The sequence below is a fragment of the [Clostridium] polysaccharolyticum genome (assembly GCF_900111595.1).
GTDB classification, from domain to species: domain Bacteria; phylum Bacillota; class Clostridia; order Lachnospirales; family Lachnospiraceae; genus Clostridium_AI; species Clostridium_AI polysaccharolyticum.
In genome coordinates, this window is sequence record NZ_FOHN01000005.1 from 1 (window position 1) to 23241 (window position 23241).

Here is a 23241-nt window from a genome sequence, read left to right on the forward strand (position 1 = left end):
CCAGAGGCACAGAAGAATGGGATACCACCTATAAAGTAAGAGTGAATGTTGAAAAGTCCATCAATCATTTCAAAGACAGCTTTTGTGTTGCTGGCCGCAAAACACAGAATGAAAAAACAGTACACGCTGACCTTCTTCTTGCTGGAATTACCCAGCTCGTTACTGTTTTAGTTGCAGATAAGCTTCACAAACACGAATACATACGGAGCCTAAAGCCTTTGATTGCATAAGGATTTCATTCATATTTTTTATGACGGGTAAAGCAGCCGTCTTTTTGTTGTATCAATTTATAACTGTAAATTGATATTTTTAGTTTTACTGATATTTAATCTTGCTACAGACAAGATTTTAAGGTAGTTTCGCAATTACCTAATTTTTTCAGTTAGTTAATTGCGAAATTCTTCACCCCCGCATTTTTACATTGCTTCCCCACCAGATAATCGAATGCTAAATGCACCCAAACTTCTTGCCTCGTCAATCAATTCAAACACCTATTCCAAAATACCTTTTATCTAGATAGCAATGTTTACAATTCCAATTGCATTGATTAATTAACTCTATCGTAATCGACTCAAGAGCTCTTTTTTCATCATAGATTTTTCAATATTCATATTTTCCACATCTTATCCCTACCATCCTCTCATAATATTTTTTTACACCACCTGTCCAGTGACAGGAAACCGTTTTATGTCCAACTTAATTCTGCGCCCAGGAGTATGCTTGAATAGTCTTCTTTTTTAAAACCTGCTTTGCACCACTGACACGGCAAGGGCATGACACGCAAAGCCATCCAAGCTTATGTCACCCAAGCAGAATTAAGACGATTTCTGGCATCCAGAATACCATTTTCCAAATTTTTGGAATCATGTTTTCTTTGGGCAAGAGCACTCCATTTTCGCACGATAGTTCTATCCTTTTATTAATTGTATGCATATTTGTTGCAATATTCATTCACATTCTCCCTTACACACGATCTATTCCAAACCTTATCCGTTTTCCTATGCTTTTCTTCCGTTCTCTGCTTATTCCACTCTATCCGTTCCTTCATAGACAGTTTACTGTAACTTTTGTCATTATCTTAAACAATATCCTGAATTCGATTCTTATTTTGGAAAAAGCAGACCATCTAACACGGACCAAGAAGCTATACGATATGAGACAAATATGGGGAAACAGGCTCAGTTAGACTGGAAAGAATCAATTCCTTTTATCTTATCTTCAGGAGAAAAAATTGATAGGACATACTTTTTTTTTATTTCTTGATGATACATTTGAAGCTTTTGCTGGTGTTCCAAATGAGATTGTTACAGATAACATGAAAACAGTCATGGATGAAGCCAGAACAGAGTATTTTGCAGATAAGATAAACATAAATTCAGACTATCCTTCACGGAAGGATTATTAAAACTAAGTAATTATGAAGTTGATTTTAAAGAACAGAATGCCTCACGGTCAATGATAAAGGCTACAGCATTTCCTTTTGCAAAAGAACTTAAGGATTATGGCTTTGCTTTTCAACCAATTGTAAATAAACAGGAAATGAGAGAACTTGCAAGTCTGGGTTTTCTTGAAAAGAACGAAAACATCGTATTTCTAGGACCAAGCAGAGTCGGAAAGCCCCATCTGGGAACTGCCATAGGTATTGCAGCTGCAAAAAAGAGGGTGAGCACGTATTTTATAATGTGCCTAGAAAAAAGAAGTGCCGTTTAGCAATTTTTCAAATTGCTAAAACGACACTCCCTTTTTTATGTATTGAAGATCAATTCCTAAGCTTTTTTTCTCTTTGATACAACATCAAAAATAACAGCTGCCAAAAGAACAAGTCCTTTTACTACTTTCTGATAGTTCGCATCAACACTCATAATAGTCATGCCAAGATTAATGACACCCATTAACAATGCTCCGATAATCACTCCTGGAATCGTTCCTGTTCCACCATAAGCGGATGCTCCACCAATGAAGCATGCACCGATAGCATCCATTTCGTAGTTTACACCATAGGTTGGCTGTGCTGATTTCATACGTGCAATCGTAAGCATGCCTGCTAAAGCAGAAATCAGTCCCATATTTGTATAAGCTAAGAAATACACCTTGTTGGTATTGATACCAGATAATTTAGATGCTTTTTCATTTCCTCCTATTGCATAAAAATAACGTCCAGTAGTTGTTTTAGAAGTTATGTACCCATAAATCATAATAATAATGGCAACCCAGATTAAGGATGTTGGAATCCCTTTATGTTTAGAAAGCTTATAGAAAAACCAGATTGCAACCGCACAGATAATAGCCAGTTTCGCAATTAAAGCAGGAAGTGCTTCTGTTGCATATCCTTTTCTTGCTTTATCCTGCCTGCTATGAATCTGTAAAATTACAAAGATAACACATGCAAGTATACCTGCCGCCATACAGGTAATGTTCATATCTTTTCCACCGAAAAAGTCACGAATATAACAGTCTGCTCCACCACCAAATACTTTTACATAGGTTTCGGATTTTAAAGAAACTGTCATGCCATCTAATACTACATTAGACAATCCACGGAAAACAAGCATGCCAGCTAACGTAACGATAAATGGCGGTATGCGGACATAGGCAATCCAGAAACCTTGCCATGCTCCAATCAAAAGACCGATAATCAGCATCATAATGGATGCTGCCCATATGTTCCAGCCCTTATTAGACATTAAAGTAGCACCTACTGCTCCTACGAAACATACAACAGAACCAACAGAAAGATCGATATTTCCTCCTGTTAAAATACACAACAACATGCCACATGCCAAAACAAATACATACGCATTCTGTGCAATTAAGTTGTTAATATTATGTGGCAGCAGAATCTTGCCACCTGTTTTAAATGAGAAAAATACAAGAACCAGCAGCAACGCAATGATCATTGTATATTTCTTTAAGATATCCAATGATTTCTCTTTACTCATAATCTATTCCCCTTTGCAAATTTATTATTTGTCTGCTTTCAAAATAATAGACATAACATCTTCCTGAGTGGCTCCCTTAGCAGATAATTCACCAGCTATTCTTCCTTCATTCATAACATAAATCCTGTCACTCATGCCTAATATTTCTGGCAGTTCCGATGAAATGATAATAACAGATTTCCCAAGTTTTACCAAATCATTTATGATACAATAGATTTCATACTTGGCACCAACATCAATTCCCCTCGTAGGTTCATCTAGAATCAGAATTTCTGGATCTGCAAACATCCATTTTGCAAGAAGGACTTTCTGCTGGTTTCCACCACTAAGATTTCCCACATTCTGTTCCACACTAGGACATTTTGTTCTTAACTTCTGACGATACTCGTCTGCAACAGAATATTCTTTATCTTTATCAATTACACCGTGCTTCGAAATACTAGCTAAATTTGCAAGTGTCGTATTGATTTTTATAGAATCGGACAAGATCAATCCATTGTCCTTTCTGTCTTCCGTTACATAGGCAAGTTTATGCTCAATCGCTTCACGTACTGTATGTAAATTTACCTGTCTTCCATAAAGAGAAAGGCTTCCTGAAATACTGGTACCATAACTCTTTCCGAAAATACTCATAGCAAGTTCTGTACGTCCAGCTCCCATTAATCCATAAAATCCAACTACTTCTCCTTTTTTCACATGGAATGAAACATCTTTTACTACTTGCTGTTCCGTATAAATTGGATGATGTACCACCCAGTTTTTTACTTCCATACATACATCACCAAGTTTGCTTTCAGGTCTCTTTGGAAACCTGTCTGCTAACTCACGTCCAACCATTCCTTTAATGATACGGTCTTCTGAAATCTGCTCATTTTTAGAAACTAAAGTTTCAATGGTTGCACCATCTCGAATAATGGTAATTTTATCTGCAACGTATGTTACCTCATTTAACTTATGGGAAATGATAATAATAGTCATTCCCTCTTTTTTAAACTGCAAAAGAAGATCCAGCAACGCTTTTGAATCCGATTCATTTAAGGATGAAGTCGGCTCATCTAGAATCAGCAGTTTTGCATGTTTTGCAAGTGCTTTTGCTATCTCAACAAGCTGCTGTTTTCCGACTCCAATATCTTTAATCAATGTTCTTGGAGACTCCGTAAGTCCTACTATTTTTAAATATTCTTCTGCCTTTCCATAAGTTTCCGTCCAGTCAATCGCAAACTTCCGTCCACGTTCATTTCCTAAAAATAAATTTTCACCAATTGTCATATAAGGAATCAGTGCCAGTTCCTGATGAATAATTACAATTCCTTCTTTTTCACTGTCCTTGATTTTCCCAAACTTACAAAGTTCCCCCTGGTAACGAATTTCCCCTTCGTAAGTTCCATACGGATACACTCCACTTAATACGTTCATTAACGTGGATTTTCCTGCTCCATTTTCTCCAACTAAAGCATGGATTTCTCCCTCTTCCACTTCCAGATTCACATCATCTAGTGCCTTTACTCCAGGAAATGTCTTGGTGATATGTTTCATTTCTAAAAGCATTTTAGCCAAAAAAATACCTCCATTTCCAATAGATAGCAGGTGGAAAAAACCACCTGCTATCTGTTTTACTATCTGTTTTTACTGTAAATCACTTTCTTTATAATAACCGGAATCAATTAATAACTTTTTATAATTATTTAAATCTGCATAAACTGGATCACATAAGTAAGTAGAAATTACGCCTGTTCCATTGTTGTATGTTTTTGTATCATTTACAGGTGCTTCTCCACCACTCATTACAGCCTTTACCATTTCTACTGTTTTCTTAGCTAATTCACGAGTATCTTTAAAGATAGACATGGACTGTTTTCCAGCAATCATGTTCTTTACATTGGCAATATCACAATCCTGGCCTGTAATAATTGGCCAGTCACCTGTATAGTTTGCTTCTAAGGCATTTGTTACGCCAAGAGCTGTTGAATCGTTGGAACAAAGAACAACATCTAATTTTTTCCCATCTGCATAGAAAGAAGAAAGAATGTTTTCCATTCTGGCTTGTGCCGTTTCAGTTGCCCAGTTAGGTGTTGCAACTTCTGCAAATTCTTTCTGGCCAGACTGAATCGTTAATTTTCCTTCTTCAATATATGGTTTTAATACATCCATTGCACCATTGTAGAAGAACTGTGCATTGTTATCGCCTGGATCTCCAGTAACAACTTCTAAGTTAAATGGACCTTCTGCATTTTTTAAATCTAGGGAATCTTCTATGTACTGGCCTTGTACAGTACCAACTTTATAGTTATCAAATGTTGCATAATAAGATACCGCATCTGAATTCATAATCAGACGGTCATATGCAATTACTGGAATATCAGCTTCTTTTGCCTGCTCTAAAACAGTTCCTAAAGAATCTCCATCAATTGATGCTATAACCAAAAGATTACAGCCATTTGAGATCATGGTCTCGATCTGTGATACCTGAGTTGCAATGTCGTTACTAGCATATTGTAAATCTACTTCATAACCCGCTGCTTCTAACTCTGATTTCATGTTCGCACCATCCTGGTTCCATCTTTGCAAGTCCTTAGTAGGCATTGCTACACCAACTAAATTGCCATCAGCTGCACTTTTTGCAGCTTCTTCTGTTGCTTTTGGTGAGGATGTATCATCTGAACTATCTGTACATCCAGTCAACATACTAAGTGCTAAAGATAAACCTAATACAACTCCTAAAAATTTTTTTCTCATAAAGAGACCTCCCTTATTATATTTTCTTTATGTAAGCATATTCATTATGCTCTTACAGTATCATACAAATTTAAATTTGTTTTGTCAACTATCTGGGAATTACCCAAAAAACAAAAAATTGTTATTTTTTATAAAGAATAAAAAAACCCTACGCTATCAGACTTTTCCCTTTTGGTCTCAAAAGCATAGGGCATGGGTATATTAAAAATAAGATTACCAGTAATTAAGCTTTTTTCTTCTTCTGTATCGCAATGATACTTTGCAGAACGATAAACAAGCACAATAAGGCACTTAAAGCAATTCGAACCCACCAGCTTGATAAGGTTCCCTGTGTCGTAATCAGACTGGAAATAGTTCCTTTAATCAATACACCGAACAGGGTACCAATAGGATTTCCTACACCGCCTGACAGTAAAGTTCCTCCAATAACGGCTGATGAAATGGCATCCATTTCAAGCCCCTTTGCCTGTTCTACGAAACCTGCACAGCTGTTTAAACAGAATAAGAAACCACCTAAACCAGCAAGAAAGCCATCAAGTACATAAGCCGCAAACTTTGTCCGTTTTACATTTAACCCCATCATTAAAGCACTTTGTTCACTGCCACCAATTGCATAAAGCTTCCTGCCGAATTTGGTAAACTTTAAAATAATAAATACAATCAGTACCACTAATAACGCAATAATAACGGTTGGATATATGTACGCTGGCTGATAGATTCCCCTACGGTTCCTCGTTCCGAAAGGCATATAAATCTTATAATTAGCCCAGGCTAAAAATGTTTTATTTTTAATTGAAATCATTTCCGTACTAATAACGGCTGTCATACCTCTTGCGAAGAACAGTCCTGCTAAAGATACGATAAATGGCTGAATATCTAAGTATGCTACCAGAAATCCCTGAACAACGCCAAACACAATTCCTAGTGCTAGAGCCAGAATAACTGTCACAGCAGCAGATACTCCTTTTTTCTCCATTTCATATGCGGAAAGCATACATACAAGAGCTGTTACAGAACCTACGGAAATATCAATTCCACCCGTAATCATAACAATAGTCATGCCACTGGCAATTACAATTAATCCTGCATTGGAAATGAATAAATTCAGAAACATCTGAGGCTTAGCAAATCCTTGTTCTTTAAATATAATCATTCCTGCAATATACATTGCAAAGAATAAAGTGATTGTAATAATAAGCAGGAAAGTTGTTCCCGAAAGCTTTTTTCTTCCTTTTATCATACTGGAGTTGCCTCCTTTCCGATAGTAGAATGTTTCTTTCGTCCAATTTTAGTAAGCAGTTTTTTCCCTGCTGGACTTTGCAATACAACAATAATAATAACTACGATTGCTTTGTATACTGGAAGCTGGTCTGCTGAAACATGCATAGCATATAATGTTGTTACTAGTGCCTGAATGGTGTAAGCACCAATGACGGAACCTGCTAAGCTGAATTTGCCTCCACCTAATGCATTTCCACCAATTGCAACTGCAAGAATGGCATCCATTTCCATATTCAAGCCTATATTATTGGCATCTGCTGAGTAAATACGGCTTGATGCAACAATACCTGCTACACCTGCTAATAACCCACAGATAACATATGTAATCCACTTAATGCGAGTCGCATTAAAACCAACTAATCTAGAAGCATTTCCGTTAATACCAACACTTTCGATATATAATCCTAAAGCTGTTTTCTTTAAAAGCAATGAAATAAACAGTACAATGGCAATTGCAAAAAATACTGGAGTAGGAACTGGACATCCTTTCATGTAACCTCCTGCAACTTTAAATGCACCCACACGTACATATGTAATCTGTCCCTTTGTAACAAGCTGTGCAATACCACGGCCTGCTGTAAACAGAATTAAAGTTGCAACCATTGGCTGAATGTTCATTTTTGCTACTAAGAACCCGTTAAAAGCACCACATAATGCGGAAGCTGCCAAACCAGCAATTACAGCTAGAATTAAGGAATTCTGAAACTCTGTAACCGAAACCTGGCCACCAGACAGGATCTGACAGCATACTGCTCCAGCCACCGCCATAACAGCACCAACGCTAATATCCTGACCACCAGACGCAGCCGTTACTAAAGTCATTCCAACCGCTAAGATAACCAGTTCGGAAGCACGATTGATTACATCTACAATGTAACCATAAAGCACTCCATTATTGATGGAAACTTTGAAAAAGTCTGGTGTACGGATTACATTTACTAAAAGAACCACTATCAGACAGACAATGGGCAAAAACAGATGATGACTCATGATTCGCTTTCTTAAAGATAACGTATTTTCCTTCTTATTCATGTTTCTCATCACCTCCTGCAATGGTATTCATAATTTTCTGCTGTGTTAAGTCGTCGCCTTCTAATTCGCCAACTTTTGCACCATCACGAAGTACAGCCATTCTAGAACAGGTACGAAGCATTTCCTCAATTTCTGAAGAAATAAATGCCACGCTCATTCCTTTGTCAGCCAGTTCTAAAACTAGTTTCTGAATTTCTGTTTTGGTACCAATGTCGATTCCTCTCGTTGGCTCATCTAGAATTAAGAATTTCGGATCGGTTAATAACCATCTTCCAATAATTACTTTCTGCTGGTTACCACCTGACAAGCTCTTTATTGGAGTCTCACGGCTTGCCGTCTTAATCTTGAGAAGGTCGATATATTTATCTGCATACTCCTCCATTTTTTTACGGCTAATTGGATGGAACATGCCTAATCTTGCCTGAAGTGCAAGAATAATGTTTTCTCTGACCGATAAGTCTGCCACAATACCATCACGTTTTCGGTTTTCTGGCAAATATGCCATTCCGAGTTTTATTGCATCAAGAGGTGAATTAATTTTAACCTCTTTTCCTTCTACTTTTAATTTACCTGAATCCGGTTTATCAGCACCATATATACTACGGACTAATTCACTACGGCCACTTCCAAGCAATCCTGTAAAACCAATTACTTCTCCTTTGTTTATAGTCAAATCATATGGTCTGATTGTTCCAGTATGACCAAGCTGTTCTGCTTCAATCATAGGCACTTTCTTTTCATTTGGATCTTTTTGATGTGCACTTTTAATATCTGCTAAATCATCAAAATCTTTTCCCATCATTTTCGCTACTAGCTGCACTCTTGGCAAATCGCTTGTTTTATATTCCCCAACCAGTTCTCCATTCCGAAGAACAGTAATTCTGTCACACACTTCATAAACTTGCTCTAAAAAATGCGTAACAAATATAATTCCAACGCCATCTGCTTTTAAGCGGCGCATTAATCCAAACAGTTTTGAAACTTCTTCATCATCTAACGAAGAAGTCGGTTCATCTAAAATTAATACTCTGCAGTTGGTATCAACGGCTCTCGCAATGGCAATCATCTGCTGTACGGCAATGGAACAGTCATCCAACTGTACGGCTGGATCTACTTGAATATCCAAATGGTCTAATAATTCTTTTGACTTCTTATTCATAGTTTTCCAGTCAATCAATCCAAATCGGCGTGGTTCTCTTCCGATAAAAAGATTTTCAGCGACTGAAAGATTCGGACATAAGGTAATTTCCTGATAAACCGTACTAATTCCATTTTTCTGTGCCTCCTGTGGGCTACGGTTTACAACTGGTGTCTGGGATTCCCCTATCAAAATTTTACCGGAATCTAATTCATAGACTCCGGTAAGAACTTTAATCAATGTAGATTTTCCTGCTCCATTTTCACCCATAAGAGCATGAATCTCTCCACTGCGCAATGTAAAATTCACATTCTGCAATGCTTTCACACCTAGAAATTCCTTGCCGATTCCTTGCATAGACAGTACTACCTGTTCTTTCATTTCGTTACACCTGCTTTCAAGAATTCGGTTTTTCAGATTTTAGTATGCTCTCTTGTCTAACTCCTCTTGTGTAAATGTAGCTGCATCAAATGCTTCTTCCTCTACATAAGCCAATTTGTCTGGAGTTTCGCCTTTTTCAAGCGTTTCAATGATGTTTTGTACACGTGGTCCATGTAATGGATTACATTCTACATCATAGCTGATTTTGCCTGACAAAGTTTCTGTTAAACCAGCTTTCGTTGCATCGAAGGAAATAACTGTGATTCCATCTTCACCACATTTTTTGCCTGCTGCTTCAATTGCATCAATTGCACCGAAGGCTTCATTGTCGTTTTCACAATATACAACATCAATGTCACTGTTTTGTTTCAGCACACTTTCCATAACTTCCTGGCCTTTTGCCTGTGTAAACTCACCTGTCTGCTGAGCAACAATGTTCCAGTTTGCGTGAGCATCTACGCCAGCTTCTAAGCCTTCTGTACGGCCAATCTGTGCGGAAGAACCAATAGTACCTTGGATATGTACGATATTTAAATCTTTATCAGCGAATTTTGTATTCATCCATTCAACAGCTTTGTCACCTTCTGCACGGAAGTCAGAACCTACCCAGGCTGTATATAAACTGTCATCTGACACATCAATCATACGGTCTACGATAATTACTGGAATGCCTGCATCTTTTGCTTCTTTTAATACAGTATCCCAGCCAGTTTCCGTGACAGGTGCTAATACGATATAATCAACTTCCTGCTGAATAAAATTACGAATTGCTGTAATCTGGTTTTCCTGTTTCTGCTGAGCATCATCAAAAATCAGTTTGTATCCATTTGCTTCAGTAAATGTAGATTTCATACTTTCTGTATTAGCAGTACGCCAGTCGCTTTCTGCACCTACCTGTGAAAATCCTACTACGATTTCGCTTGCACTTCCTCCATCTTTTTTAGAATCATCTGTACTTGCTGTCTTACTTGAGCCGCATGCTACAAGTGCCATACTAAGTGTTGCAGCTGATAAAAGAGCAATCATCTTTTTTCTCATCATAAAACCTCCTAAGTTTTTTTTCCTATAAACATTATAAACTGTTACTATATGAAAACCCATTCACATTATTGTGACATAGTTTCAAATATTTTATATAACCAAACATTAGTATAATTTCTTATGATTTTAGTTATTTATCTTTGGAATTTTTACACAAACCGTGGTCCCTTCTCCTGGAGAACTTTCAAACGTCAGACCATAATCTGCACCATAATACAAATTCAGACGTTTATGGACATTTACAAGTCCTAGCCCTGTATGCCTGTCTTCATAAACTCCAGCACGAAGCTCCTCAAGCTGTTCCTTTGTCATTCCTGCACCATCATCTATTACTTTTAAAACAATTCCATCTTCTTCCATCCCCTGTACCCAAATATGTCCAACACCTCTTTTGTTTTTCACACCATGATACAATGCATTCTCAACCAATGGCTGTAAAGTCAACTTTGGAATATCATATTGTAAAATAGAATCTTCAATCTGTATAGAGTAAGCTAAAATATCTGAATACCTGATTTTCTGTATCTGCAAATAACTTTCCACCTGCTGTTTTTCCACTGCTAATGTAATAATATCTTTCCCCTTGCTAAGGGATGTCCTAAAAAATGTAGACAGGCAGGAAGTCATCTCAATAACTTCTTTATCCTGGTGAGATTCTGCTAACCAGATAATAGAATCCAGTGCATTATATAGAAAATGCGGATTTATCTGGGCTTGCAGAAGTTCCAGTTCTGCTTTATGCAGCGCTGCCTGATTTTCCTTTTCCCTCTCCATTAACCGGTTAATATGATATGCCATATCATTAAATCCAACTTCCAGTGTATTTAATTCTATGTTGTTTGTTTCAATGGGAACAACATGAAAATCTCCCTGTCCTAAATGCTCAACCTTTTTACATAATTGAGAAACAGGTTCGGTAATCTGCTTGGAAACCAGTCTGGAATACCACAACATAAAAGCAAAAATAAGTCCGCTCAAAATCCCCATATAACCGATAGTCATGGTTACCCTATGGGTTACTTCTTTCTGCATCAGACTCAGTTCCTTCACCTCATAATAGATGTAATCTCTCATATAGGTCTGAATCAGACCCGTAAGTACATAAATATCATGGTCTAACATCTCCATCTTGTCATCATAGTTCTTATTTTTTTCGATATTAATCATACACTCAGACAAGCGGTTACAAAGCCTGAGAAGACTTTTTACACGCCAGATATTTTCCTTGCTTGTAGTCGTAAGCTTTAAGCGGTTTATAACCTGCCTTGCATTTTCCACCTCTTCTAACGGAAGATGGTCACTGCTTTTACTTCCTACCACATAATAATACATATCCAAATCCAGATTATCCTTAAAATCAAAGTTAAATTCACTTGCTGCCGTTGCATTCTGCAGAGTTGTTGCATATTGCTGGTTAAATGAAATAACCATGTAAAACGTATTAGATATCATTAATACGAAAGGAACAATAATGGCAACCGTCAAATTACGCATCTGGGACTTTAAGGATTTCTTTTTTCCGTTTTTTATTTTAGATTTTATCATGCTTACCTCCTGCACGATAATCTCTTGGAGAACAGCCATTTACTTTTTTAAACAAAAAACTGAAATAGTGGGAGTCTTTATAACCCACTTCATAAGCAATTTCTCCTGAACTTTTATCCGTACAGCGCAGCAATTCCCTAGCATGCTGCATGCGAAGTTCTGTGAGATACTCCACGAATGTTTTTCCCATCTGCTGGCTAAATACTCCACTAAAATATGTTGCACTAATATTAGCCACCTCTGCAACCGTTCTCAAATCAATATCATGATCTGAAAAATGAACTTTCATATAGCCTATGGCTTTATCCATCATACTGCTATAACGGCATCTGGATACTTGATCACGAATCTGAATTGCTTCCTCTAACAGTTTACTTACATATGTTTTTGCACCATCTAAAGAAGAAATAGCTTCCATTAAGGATAAATCCATCTGCAGATCCGAATGTACAATTTCTTTAATCACATTTATTTTTTCTACAAAAGCCTTGGTTGTGAACTGAACATGCATTAAAACGTACTGCCGGAATATTGTGCTTTCCATAGCACTTTCCCCCATAGAATTAAAATAATCATTCACAAATCCGTCTATTTCATTTTCTAATCCATTAGACAAAAATTTTTCAACAATACGCTGATCCATTTTAGATGCATCCAATTTGTTAAAATTAAACTCTTTTCCAGAATTCTCTTGAATTCCATTATCTGCATCTTCTAATGCAAATTGTTCCAAATGAAATATCTTCTGCCTAGCTTCTTGGTAGCATTGTGCTACCGCACTTAACCTGGACACAGGATTTCCTTCTTTTGCTGTCCATTTCATCACATTATTTAAAGACTCAAAAATTTCTGCAATACGATTAATGCAGCTTTGCGTAACACTAGTTATTTTGCCCGAATCTGCCTTAATCAGAAACGCAATTACATCAACTCCCATAGAGAACATTTCAATCTGGTTATTTTTTGGAAATTTTTGGAAGAGTTCATCCTGATAATCGGCATTCTGCATCTCATAAGAAATATCATCAAAATTCTCCTCTACTAAAAGCAAAACTATATTATAACTTTCAGCAGTTAAATTGATTTTTAATTTTTCAGCCCGTTCAATAAGCTCTGGAACACTATGCTTTCCACTAATCAAGGCTTCGAAAAATGCACGGTGGGAACTAGATAAATATTCTTGTACTTCCTTTTGGAATTGTTCCATATAACGCTGTTTTTCTCTTACCTGATCTTTCTTTTTTTTCACCTCTAAAAGTACTTTAATTAACTGGTCCCTTGACAGGGGTTTTAATAAATACTGGTCAACCCCTATGCCGATTGCTTCTTTTGCATATGTAAAATCATCATATCCACTTAGAATAATAATTGTAGTTTCAGGCATATTCTTCTTTATCAACCTGCTAAGAGACAGTCCATCCATAAACGGCATGCGGATATCTGTTATAACAATGTCCGGCTTTTGTTTTTGTATTAATGGCCATGCCAGTTCTCCATCCTGGGCTTCTCCTACAAAAGCAAATCCATATTCATTCCAAGCTATCAGATTTTTGATTCCCTTGCGAATTAGACTTTCATCTTCTGCTAAAAAAACACGATACATTTTTCTTCCTCTCACTTTCTTATGCCTTCCACATATCTCTTACTAATAATGTAACTTAAAAAAAGCTTTGTGTAAAGAGTATTATCATGTTGAATATACTTCCTTATTTACTTACATTGCATCCTACAATAAAAGCACTTTGAAGAAACCATATACTTACTTCTGGCTCGCAGAGTTTGTGTATGCTCCCCTTTATAAAATATAATCCAGATCGCAGTCTACTCCAATTACTTTGCCTATGATTCCTTTCTCTTTGGCTTCGGCAGCAAATAAATAGGTTTCTCTATCCTTAATAGAATCGAGATATTCCAAGTTTTTAGCTACAGCTTATCACTTCCATTTTACAAAAAAACATTTATATGCTAAAATATTCCTACGTTTACTATTAGGGGTTCCATTCTTTTATCGAATGGAGGAATTCTATGTCACATTTCAAAAAATTATTTTTACCATTTCTTATGATTATAGTTTGTCTTAATCAGACACTTTCACCGATTCAAGCTGGATTTTCCTATGTTGCATTGTCTAAGTACCATGTTACTGCCCAAATCGGAGATGAATTATACATTACTGCTTTAACCTCAACAGGAAAAAAACCTGCTTGGAAATCCAGTAATACCAAAGTAGCAACTGTCAATACATATGGAAAAGTAACGGCAAAACATTCAGGTACCGCGTCTATAACAGCCAGAATAAAAGATGCGGAAGCTACTTGCAAAGTAACTGTAGCCAAAACAGAACTAACTCTGAATCAGACAAATCTTTCTCTTGAAAATGGAGAATCCTTTTCCCTTACTGGGACAACATCTAACCGTTCACCAATAACCTGGAAGTCAAATAAAACGAGCGTAGCTACAGTTTCTCAGGATGGTGTCATAACTGCCCATAAGCCAGGAGATGCTATCATTTCTGCAAAAGCAGATGATACGATTAAAACATGCACCGTAAAAATAAAGAAGCCACAAATCAAGCTCTCCATGACTTCCCTAACTCTTTACCGTAAAGAACAGCGTAAACTGACTGCGGCTGTATCGTCAAATCTTTCACCTGCTTGGAAATCCAGCAAGCGAAGTGTTGTCAGTGTAAATGAAAGAGGTTTAATCACAGCCATAAAACATGGTTCTTGTATCATAACTGCAGCCATTGATGGTGTCACGGCAAAATGTTATGTTACTGTTAAACAGCCAACAGTGACTTTAAACCATTCCAGACTAGAGATACCTGTAGGCTCCTGTAAAGTCCTAAAACCACAGGTTTCTTCTGGAAACAGCCCACAATGGTCTAGCAGTAATACTGCAGTAGCCACTGTATCCAATGGCACTGTTACTGGCCACTCCAAAGGGAAAGCGACTATTTATGCCCAAGAAGATGGCATAAAAGCAAAATGCTCAGTAACCGTTACGCAATAACAGAATATCTATTTTTCAAATCTAGTCTGCCTATCTTAATTTCATAAAAACTACTTTCTAATATGGAATCCCATAGTAAACGTCCACTAAAGAACAGACAGCAGATTCTTCTTTTCAGAACACGCCTTAGAAGAAACCAGATTATCATAACGATAAAACATAAACCCCTCTGCCTTACCAATCTTTCTTCCATTTACTACTTGTTCTTTTAAATTCGTGTCTGCTTTACACCATCTCATATCTGCCGGAGATAGCCTGCTGGCTTCCTGTTTTGATAAACCTGCTTTATATACAGCAAGTGCAACATAAAACTTTACTTTGTTTGTCTTAAAAGAAGCCCACTCTTCAACGGCCTTGTTATATGGTCTGGAAGGATTTGATGTACTCCAGTAAATCTGCGGGCAAATAAAATCTATAAAGCCTGAGGATTTCATCCAGCGTTTCACGTCACAGTAATTAGCATTTGATAAATACAGATTATCAATATTTCCTTGGGGACTTACGCCAAACTGTACACTTTTTCGTATCGCTTTGGAAGCGGATTTTACACGTTTTAATAATCCACTTACATTACTTCTTCTCCATTCCGTAATACTTTTATATGTTTTTCCTTTTTGTTTACACGCCGCACAATAATTTTTATATTCGACTGCATCAAAATTACTTTTATAACTTTGTCCCAGATCTGGATAAAAATAATCATCAAATACAATTCCATCCACAGCATAGTTCCTGACAATTTCCTTAACTCCATTGACAATTAAAGTACGTACTTCATTTTTCGCTGGATTATAGTATAGCTGGTTGTGATATGTCAGGACATTCCGCTTCAGCCCTTTATCCTTAGATGTTCTCCATTTTCTTGCCTGATTGTCCACTGCAAGCTTCGTAATGTCTGTGCTTACTGCTGATACACGGTAAGGATTTACCCATGCATAAAACCTGAGCCCTCTTCTATGTGCTGATGCGACCATATAGGAAAGGGGATCATAGGCCAGAGCCTTTCCCTGCTCGCCAGATATGTAACTGGACCAGGGATAGTATTTTGATGGGTACATTGCATCTCCACTTGGCCTCACCTGCACTACAACTGTATTCATTTTCAATTCTTTGCACTTATCAAACATAGTATCTATATAGGAACAAAAAGTGCTTTTTGACATTTTAGAAACTTGTGCATTGGCAAACTCAAGGTACGAAATCCATACTCCCCTTAATTCATTTTTGTTTACGGCCTGGCTGTTCTCTGTACTGTTACTGATTTTTTTTGCCCCAATTCCCATCACTGGTTCCATAACCATACACAGAAAAACAAGTACCAAAACCATAACTCTTATTCTGCCATATTGACGATACGATTTCATATATACACTCCCTACCTTCCTGTTGGATACTGTTCAAAAAAGCTGCAGACTGTTTCATAAAATGTTTTTGCTGCCTTTTTCTGATTTGCACCATTTCCAAGAATGTCAATATCATGTTTGTTACTCATAAAACCAAGTTCAATAAGAATAGCTGGTACTGTATTTTTCTTAGTCACAACATAATTTGCTGTCTTAACGCCACGACTAGTCCCCATTCCAACTTTAGAAGGCCAATGATTTTGAAAATAAGAAGCCAGCATTTTACTAGTCACACCAAAAGAATTGGCTTTGTTATTGGTTGCCGTATAAAAAGTTTCTGCCCCACTAGCATAAACAGAGCCTGCTGAATTCATATGCAAACTGATAAATACATCTGCCTGTACCTTTTTGGCAAAAGCGGCACGATCATCCAGCGCTATTAGCGTATCAGTTGTCCTGGTCCAATATGCCTTCACAGGGGAATCCGGTTTATTAAAATATGTTTTTGCATACTGGTAAAGAATATTATAATTAATATCCTTCTCCCGAAAACCATTATGTATGGTTCCTGGATCACTCCCACCATGTCCAGCATCCAAAACTACAATATTCTTGTAAATGTCTTTTGGATTTCCTACCTTGACAACAAATGTATCTTTTTGCTCTGATATTTTATAACCTAATACTTTTGCTGTATAGAAAGTCAAAATAGTTTTATTTGCCGAATCCTGAGTACATTTTATGCTTTTCACTCCATCTGGCAGGGATTTTGGAATATTCTCAAAAGAAGCCCCATGTTTGCCTGGCATAATTACTTTAAACTGCTTATTATAATAACAGTCTTCTGTGGTAAGCTGTTCAAAAGAAACTCCTTTTGGAATAGGCAAAGTTACCGCACTTTCCGTACTATCTGCTGTACTGCTTTCTTCGTCACTTGAATAAAAACAGATACTGTAACATTTACCAGTGTCTTCTTCGTAATACTCTGTTCCATCTGCTATCTGTATTGTCACTGTTACATTTCCAGTTTCACATTCTGACATGGTAATGCTCTTAACATTTTTGTTAGAAGAAAACTTTTTCACTGCTTTTGTAGTAATATTATTCAGATTAGCAAAAGATATTTTAAGTGTGTTATTTTTCTCTATAAAATCGGTTTCCATTGTCAAAGAAGTATTTCCTGTAAATCTTACGAATTCTTCCCCTCTCACATTTTCCACTACGACAGATTCCAGTGTATCGGTACATGCAGAAGAAGATTTAATCCCTTTTGAATACCATGACCAGTCTCTTTTTTTTACTACAGTAATTTCACTGGTCTTTGTAGAAGTATTCCACTTATACTCATAGCCTAATGATTCTGCCGTAAATTTTGCAGGAATCATAATAAAGCTTTTATTGGAAACATTGTCTTTTACCATTTTAGGAGCAATTTTTAAAGAATATTTCTGCTGATTCACGTAAGCAGTTTTACTCCCTATGGTATACTTTACATAGGCATAATCATTCTCTATCTTAACAGTCTGGTCTTTCTGATTATAGTGATAAGCAGCATTCAAAGCTTTGTTTTCAAACACTTTCTTTGCCTGTACAAATGCAAAACCTTCAAAAACCACTGTAGGCATATCTGATACATTCACTGCTGAACCGTTAACCGTAACATGCCCTTTTGTTCCACTGTACTTGTGCCACTTTTTGTCGTAGTAAAGAGCGTATGGACTCGTTATCTGTACCGCATTCTCCTTTTTATTCCAATAGTATGTATAACCTAAGGCTTCTGTCACAAAACGGGACGGTATCATAATCTTTGTAATTTTAGACTGACAAAAATATACTGTTCTAGGACAGACAGAAACCGTCTTTCTCTTTCCATTTACGTAAGCAACGGTACTGCCAACCGTCATTTTTACAGTTGCATCATCTTTCCTGATCGTAACCGTCTTTGCAGATTCATTATACTGGCAGGTGGCTCCCAGTCCTTTTTGAAATACCACGTCATATGGCACCAGTGCAATATGATTTATAATAATTCCCGGATTATCCTTTACCTGAACTTGCTTTCCATCAATTGTTACCTTAACCTGTATCCCAGAATAATCCAAAAGACTTCCATTCATCTTAAGTTTTAAACCAGATGCCGCTTTAGATACCTGACACGGCCACAAAAGCACTATCAAAAGCAGCACTATAATTCGCTTTCTCTTTTTCATAATAACCACCTTTTCACATTATCCCTGTTTTTTCACATTATGGTATCGTGCAAAAGTGTTAAAACTGTGTCATAAAAAGGCAGTCACACAAAATTATTCTAATGAATCCGCTCATAATAAGGAACTATCAGATTCTGTCCCTCTTTTATCTGACTGCTTGACAGGTGGTTGCACTCTTTTATTTCTTCAATGTATGATTTCATTGACTCATTTTCTTCGGTATAGTAATTCTGTGCAATTGTCCATAAAGTATCTCCACGTTCTATAAAAACAGTTGTTATATTCTTTTTCACTTCGTAGGGTTCCTTTGAAGCAAGTACGCTTATAACTAGCATACCTGATAAAGCCATGGCACTTAACAATACGAATATCACAAATTTTAATTTTAAGTCTTTCATATTAATCCTCCAATCGAACATTTGTTTACTTGTATTATATCGAACACACATTTGCCTGTCAATACTTATCCGACCATATGTTCGTCTTTTCTCTTATATAATTCCCCTATTCCCTTGTACTTCTATTAAAATCAGTGTTTTACAAACATTTGTACGGAACATTTGTTTGACATTTTTTCTCGGATCAGTTATAATAAAGAAAATTTTACTTTGGAGGTTCCCTAATGGGTTACGGAAAAATAAGCACTAAGCAAAGAGAAATTTTAGATTACATAAAATCTGAAATTTTACAAAGAGGATATCCGCCAGCTGTCCGTGAAATTTGTGAAGCAGTGAATTTAAAATCCACGTCTTCTGTGCATTCACATCTTGAAACCTTGGAAAAAAACGGCTACATCCGCCGCGATCCAACGAAACCTAGAGCAATTGAGATTGTAGATGACTCTTTCAATTTAGCAAGACATGAGATTGTGAATGTTCCCATTGTTGGAACAGTTACTGCTGGACAGCCAATTCTGGCAATTGAAAACATAGAAGGGTATTTTCCATTATTATCAGAGGATATTCCTAAGTCCGATACCTTTATGCTAAAGGTAAAAGGTGAAAGCATGATTAATGCTGGTATTTTTGATGGAGATCTGATTTTAGTTGAAAAGCAGGTTACAGCTGAGAATGGTGAAATCGTAGTAGCTTTAATAGAGGATTCCGCTACTGTGAAAACATTCTACAAGGAAGAAGATCATTTCAGGTTACAGCCTGAAAATGATTCAATGGATCCAATTATCGTGGACCATGTTGAAATACTTGGTAAAGTCCGTGGGCTTTACAGAAGATTTCATTAATCGAAAGAGGACTTTTGCAATTCTGTTGCAAAGGTCCCTTTTTTACTTTTTTTACTTTATTAAGAAAGTCCTCTACGAGTCCTTCCCTGTCAAATAAAAAGTGCCCTAAAAAAAGGGCACAGGATGCGCACGGATGGGTGTCGCTGTCTTTTAGCGACACCCATCTGGCATGGCAAAATCTGAGTTCCTTCGAGTACATTCCAGTCACGAGAGTCTGAGGAACTCAGATTTTGTTCTGAAATTACTTTTATGCAGTTCACTATTCCAGTGTAAAAGATAAAAATTGTCCTTTCCCTTCCCCACGAAATGTAAAATACAGTGCATGCACACCGTCCTCAATAGGGAAACTGGCTGTATTCATTTCCCAGACATTTGAAAAATCAACAGAAACTTTCGCTATGACTGGTCCATTTATCTGATTGCGTACTTCAAAATATCCTTTGAAATATCCTCTTGTCTTTAAAGAAATACTATTTACATGGGAACATGAAAAGTATTTAAAGCCGATAGTAGCATTATTGATAACACTTGCTATGTAACCTGGTGTTTCGTCCCCATCTCTTCCATCCTGCACAATTCTTGGATATACACCATCATAGACAATATAGTTTTCATCGCCCTCTACAAAAAGATTGCAGGCAAGATATCCATAATATTCCCCTTTCCCTACTAGAGGTCCTCCATTTAACCCACAGGAAGTCAGCTCGGCCTGCTCTATGGTTCCATCTTCTGCAATAACAAGTTCTTCTGCACATCCCTGTCTGCTAAACCAGGAACCATTGGTGTGCCTATGGTAGAAAATATACCATTTTCCTTCTATTTCAACCATGCTCCCATGATTGTTGGAACCATAAGCACTTGCCTGATCTGCATCCTTATAAGAATTTATATGGAGATCGCAATTGCTTACTAAAACCCCGCCGTATTTAAAACCTTTCGCAGGATCTTTACTAGTTGCATAGCACAGTTCATGCATTACTACAGAGGAATAGATAAAGTAATAAAGGTCTCCTTTTTTCCGAATGGATGCAGCTTCAAAATACTCATGCCCTTCAAACCCCGAACCTTTGCTGTAACATTTGCTTGGAACAACAAAAACCGGTGCTTCCACTATGGTCAGCATGTCCTTGTCTAAAACAGTACACATAGCACCATTTCTGCTTGCATCTTCCCCTGCACAAAATCCCGTATACAGGTATGTCCTATTTCCTTCCGTAAGTACTCCAGGGTCAAACTGCGGCTGGTCGCTTTGCTTTTCCCCTAATCTGGTTCCATCTTCGTAATGCACATATCCATAAAACTGATACTCTCCTGCTGGGGTATCACAAACTGCTACTGATACAACTGAAACTTTATCCAGCACATAATATAAATAGTATCTTCCATCTGGTCCAACGGTTACATCAGGTGCATACAAACACATCTTTCCTTCTTTGTTCAGCGGATCTGCTGTCTTTTTATAAATAACGCCTTCATACCTCCAGTTGCCAAGATCCTCAACAGGTGCCGACCAGCATACATAATCTCCTAGACAAAAAACATGTCCATTAAAGAAATCATGAGAACCATAAATATATACTCGGCCATCAAACACATATGGTTCTCCATCTGGTATATATTCCCAAGATGGCAAATACGGATTTACTGCTTGCTTCTTCATGGAATTCCTCCTAAATATTTTTTCAAACATTATACCAAAAAGGAATTGAGAACGAAAGGTGTCTGATTACTGCTATTTACCCGATAAAATTTTGTTAAGCTGCTCTGCACCCATTTTACGGATTGTCTCAAAATCAACTTTTCCTACACCTGATTTTTTGGGAATCTCATCAATAAATGTAATCTGATCTGGCAGCATATAATACGGAAGTTCTTTTTTGCAGGTCTGCTTAATCTCCTTTATCGAAACATCTGCATTGTCTTTTTTCACCACAAATGCCCATATCATTTCACCAAATAACGGATGTGGAACCCCAACAACTGCTGCATCTTTTACCCCAGGAGTTTTATTAATCTCAGCCTGCACCATAATTGGAGAAATGCTTTTGCCTCCCCTTTTTATGAAAAACTTCTCCCTTCCCAGTAAATTTACCGTTTTATCATTGATTTTCATTGCGATGTCACCAGTCTTTAGCCAGCCATCGGGAAATCTTTCTTTTACTTTTACAGGAGTTTCCATATATCCAGCAACTACATTTGGACCTTTAACATATATTTCTCCAATTTCACCGTCTGCTACCGGATTTCCTTCTTCATCTAAAACCTTGATAACATTGTCTGCCAAATCCACCAATTCATATTTTGCCGTATCTTCCACATCTTCCTTATTTACGTCCAAAATTTTTATCATGTATACGTTACAAGTTTCCACCAGACCATATCCGCCACCGTAAGTCTTTAAGTTTGGCAGAAATTCTTTCATACGGCGGATTAAAGAAGCCGAAATGAAATCCATTCCCCCTTCAATTCCTTGTATCTTGCTTAAATCATAAGAACCTGTATCCTTTAACAGCAATAAGGATTCAAAATATGCTGGTGGGCAAGTGATACAGCTACTTTCGGTTTTCTCTGCCATTTTCAGGAAATTATCTGGTGACATATCGTCAGTAAAACAGATAATCTGCTTTGAAAATAACATTCCCAGTATTACCAGCATTACACTGGTTGAGAAAGGAAATGCCACCATTTTGCCCAAGTTCTCATTCTTTACTCCCATTTTATCAGATGTAATATCTTGCATGCCCATCATAACAATAACTTCTGAACCAATATTCTTCTGGGACATTGCTACCATTTTAGGAATCCCTGTCGTACCTGAACTTAACCCAATCAAAAGCGGAATATCTTCTTTTAAAGGATCTGCCATATACCAAGCAACATCAATCTCTTCCTCTGCTTTGCCAAAAATGCTTGGAAATTCCGTATCTTCTTCAATTACTGCGATTTTAGGTTTGTATCCTAATTCTTCTCCCGCTTCTTCTAGCTCCTTTGCCTGAACCTGATTGGTGATAACAACAGATACTTGAGCCATCTGATAAGATGTCATTTTATATTTTGCTGGAAAACCTGTAAACAGCGGAAATGTATAGCCTCCCAAGCGGCTTACTGCAATAAACAACGGCAAAATATCTATGTGGTTTACCAAAGAATATCCTACACCTGTACCTTCTCTAACCCCCAGCTTTATAAGGTGTTTCATAATTTCTTCTACACGTGCTGCAAACTCTTTAATTGTCACTTTCTGTTCATTAAACCGTAATACAACTCTTTCACAATCTTTTTCATTTTGTAAAAATCCAATATACATCTGATTAAATGTTTTTACCATAAGCCCTTCCTCCTT

At 37.1% G+C, this 23241-nt stretch carries 18 protein-coding genes and 2 pseudogenes; 5 read left to right on the forward strand and 15 right to left on the reverse strand.

The features are described 5' to 3' along the window. Positions 1–230: pseudogene (locus BMY85_RS04310) on the forward strand (ISNCY family transposase); the annotation flags it as partial. A 571-nt stretch (positions 231–801) separates the two neighbouring features. Here BMY85_RS04310 and BMY85_RS15510 read toward each other — a convergent pair. Beyond that, entirely contained in the window at positions 802–951 is a 150-nt protein-coding gene (locus BMY85_RS15510) for a hypothetical protein (RefSeq protein WP_177180626.1), read from the reverse strand. 280 nt (positions 952–1231) lie between these two features. On the opposite strand from BMY85_RS15510, the gene BMY85_RS15515 reads away from it, so the two are divergent. Together BMY85_RS15515 and BMY85_RS04315 are read left to right on the forward strand one after the other, a co-directional pair. Continuing rightward, positions 1232–1405, forward strand: a complete 174-nt coding sequence (locus BMY85_RS15515) for a hypothetical protein (RefSeq protein WP_177180627.1) — start codon at positions 1232–1234, stop codon at positions 1403–1405. A gap of 32 nt (positions 1406–1437) precedes the next feature. Then, a pseudogene (locus BMY85_RS04315) lies at positions 1438–1710 on the forward strand (ATP-binding protein); the annotation flags it as partial. A 56-nt stretch (positions 1711–1766) separates the two neighbouring features. Here BMY85_RS04315 and mmsB read toward each other — a convergent pair. From mmsB to BMY85_RS04360, 9 genes are all read right to left on the reverse strand, one after another. Next, positions 1767–2942, reverse strand: coding sequence for a multiple monosaccharide ABC transporter permease (gene mmsB, locus BMY85_RS04320; RefSeq protein ID WP_092476843.1), 1176 nt, complete (start codon positions 2940–2942; stop codon positions 1767–1769). A gap of 21 nt (positions 2943–2963) precedes the next feature. Beyond that, positions 2964–4496: a multiple monosaccharide ABC transporter ATP-binding protein gene (gene mmsA, locus BMY85_RS04325; RefSeq protein ID WP_092476845.1), complete on the reverse strand. Its 1533-nt coding sequence runs from the start codon at positions 4494–4496 to the stop codon at positions 2964–2966. A 69-nt stretch (positions 4497–4565) separates the two neighbouring features. After that, a complete protein-coding gene (chvE, locus tag BMY85_RS04330; RefSeq protein WP_092476847.1) occupies positions 4566–5675 on the reverse strand; it encodes a multiple monosaccharide ABC transporter substrate-binding protein in 1110 nt (369 codons plus the stop codon). 223 nt (positions 5676–5898) lie between these two features. After that, the gene (locus BMY85_RS04335) at positions 5899–6915 is read right to left on the reverse strand and encodes an ABC transporter permease subunit (RefSeq protein WP_177180629.1); all 1017 of its coding nucleotides are present in this window, start codon (positions 6913–6915) and stop codon (positions 5899–5901) included. Further along, positions 6912–7988, reverse strand: coding sequence for an ABC transporter permease (locus BMY85_RS04340; RefSeq protein ID WP_092476849.1), 1077 nt, complete (start codon positions 7986–7988; stop codon positions 6912–6914). The genes BMY85_RS04335 and BMY85_RS04340 overlap by 4 nt, the downstream gene beginning before the upstream one ends. Continuing rightward, positions 7981–9507, reverse strand: coding sequence for a sugar ABC transporter ATP-binding protein (locus tag BMY85_RS04345; protein WP_092476851.1), 1527 nt, complete (start codon positions 9505–9507; stop codon positions 7981–7983). Before BMY85_RS04345 ends, BMY85_RS04340 begins: the two co-directional genes overlap by 8 nt. Positions 9508–9546: 39 nt before the next feature. After that, on the reverse strand, positions 9547–10545 hold the full coding sequence (locus BMY85_RS04350) for an ABC transporter substrate-binding protein (protein WP_092476853.1): 999 nt from the start codon (positions 10543–10545) through the stop codon (positions 9547–9549). Positions 10546–10674: 129 nt separating this feature from the next. Then, positions 10675–12093: a sensor histidine kinase gene (locus BMY85_RS04355; RefSeq protein ID WP_177180630.1), complete on the reverse strand. Its 1419-nt coding sequence runs from the start codon at positions 12091–12093 to the stop codon at positions 10675–10677. Next, entirely contained in the window at positions 12080–13696 is a 1617-nt protein-coding gene (locus tag BMY85_RS04360) for a response regulator (protein ID WP_092476857.1), read from the reverse strand. The genes BMY85_RS04355 and BMY85_RS04360 overlap by 14 nt, the downstream gene beginning before the upstream one ends. Positions 13697–14118: 422 nt before the next feature. On the opposite strand from BMY85_RS04360, the gene BMY85_RS04365 reads away from it, so the two are divergent. Next, a complete protein-coding gene (locus BMY85_RS04365) occupies positions 14119–15105 on the forward strand; it encodes an Ig-like domain-containing protein (protein WP_092476859.1) in 987 nt (328 codons plus the stop codon). Positions 15106–15191: 86 nt separating this feature from the next. Here BMY85_RS04365 and BMY85_RS04370 read toward each other — a convergent pair whose 3' ends face one another. From BMY85_RS04370 to yneA, 3 genes are all read right to left on the reverse strand, one after another. After that, on the reverse strand, positions 15192–16469 hold the full coding sequence (locus BMY85_RS04370) for a glycoside hydrolase family 10 protein (protein ID WP_092476861.1): 1278 nt from the start codon (positions 16467–16469) through the stop codon (positions 15192–15194). An 11-nt stretch (positions 16470–16480) separates the two neighbouring features. Further along, complete coding sequence (locus tag BMY85_RS04375) at positions 16481–18658, reverse strand: N-acetylmuramoyl-L-alanine amidase (RefSeq protein ID WP_092476863.1); 2178 nt, start codon at positions 18656–18658, stop codon at positions 16481–16483. Positions 18659–18756: 98 nt separating this feature from the next. Then, positions 18757–19056: a cell division suppressor protein YneA gene (yneA, locus tag BMY85_RS04380; RefSeq protein WP_177180631.1), complete on the reverse strand. Its 300-nt coding sequence runs from the start codon at positions 19054–19056 to the stop codon at positions 18757–18759. A gap of 224 nt (positions 19057–19280) precedes the next feature. Here yneA and lexA point away from each other — a divergent pair, with 224 nt between their 5' ends. After that, the gene (gene lexA, locus BMY85_RS04385) at positions 19281–19898 is read left to right on the forward strand and encodes a transcriptional repressor LexA (protein WP_092476867.1); all 618 of its coding nucleotides are present in this window, start codon (positions 19281–19283) and stop codon (positions 19896–19898) included. 259 nt (positions 19899–20157) lie between these two features. Here the strand turns inward: lexA and BMY85_RS04390 are convergent, their stop codons facing one another. Further along, the gene (locus BMY85_RS04390) at positions 20158–21558 is read right to left on the reverse strand and encodes a family 43 glycosylhydrolase (protein ID WP_092476869.1); all 1401 of its coding nucleotides are present in this window, start codon (positions 21556–21558) and stop codon (positions 20158–20160) included. A gap of 72 nt (positions 21559–21630) precedes the next feature. Continuing rightward, positions 21631–23226, reverse strand: a complete 1596-nt coding sequence (locus tag BMY85_RS04395) for a class I adenylate-forming enzyme family protein (RefSeq protein WP_092476871.1) — start codon at positions 23224–23226, stop codon at positions 21631–21633. Positions 23227–23241: the final 15 nt, after the last annotated feature.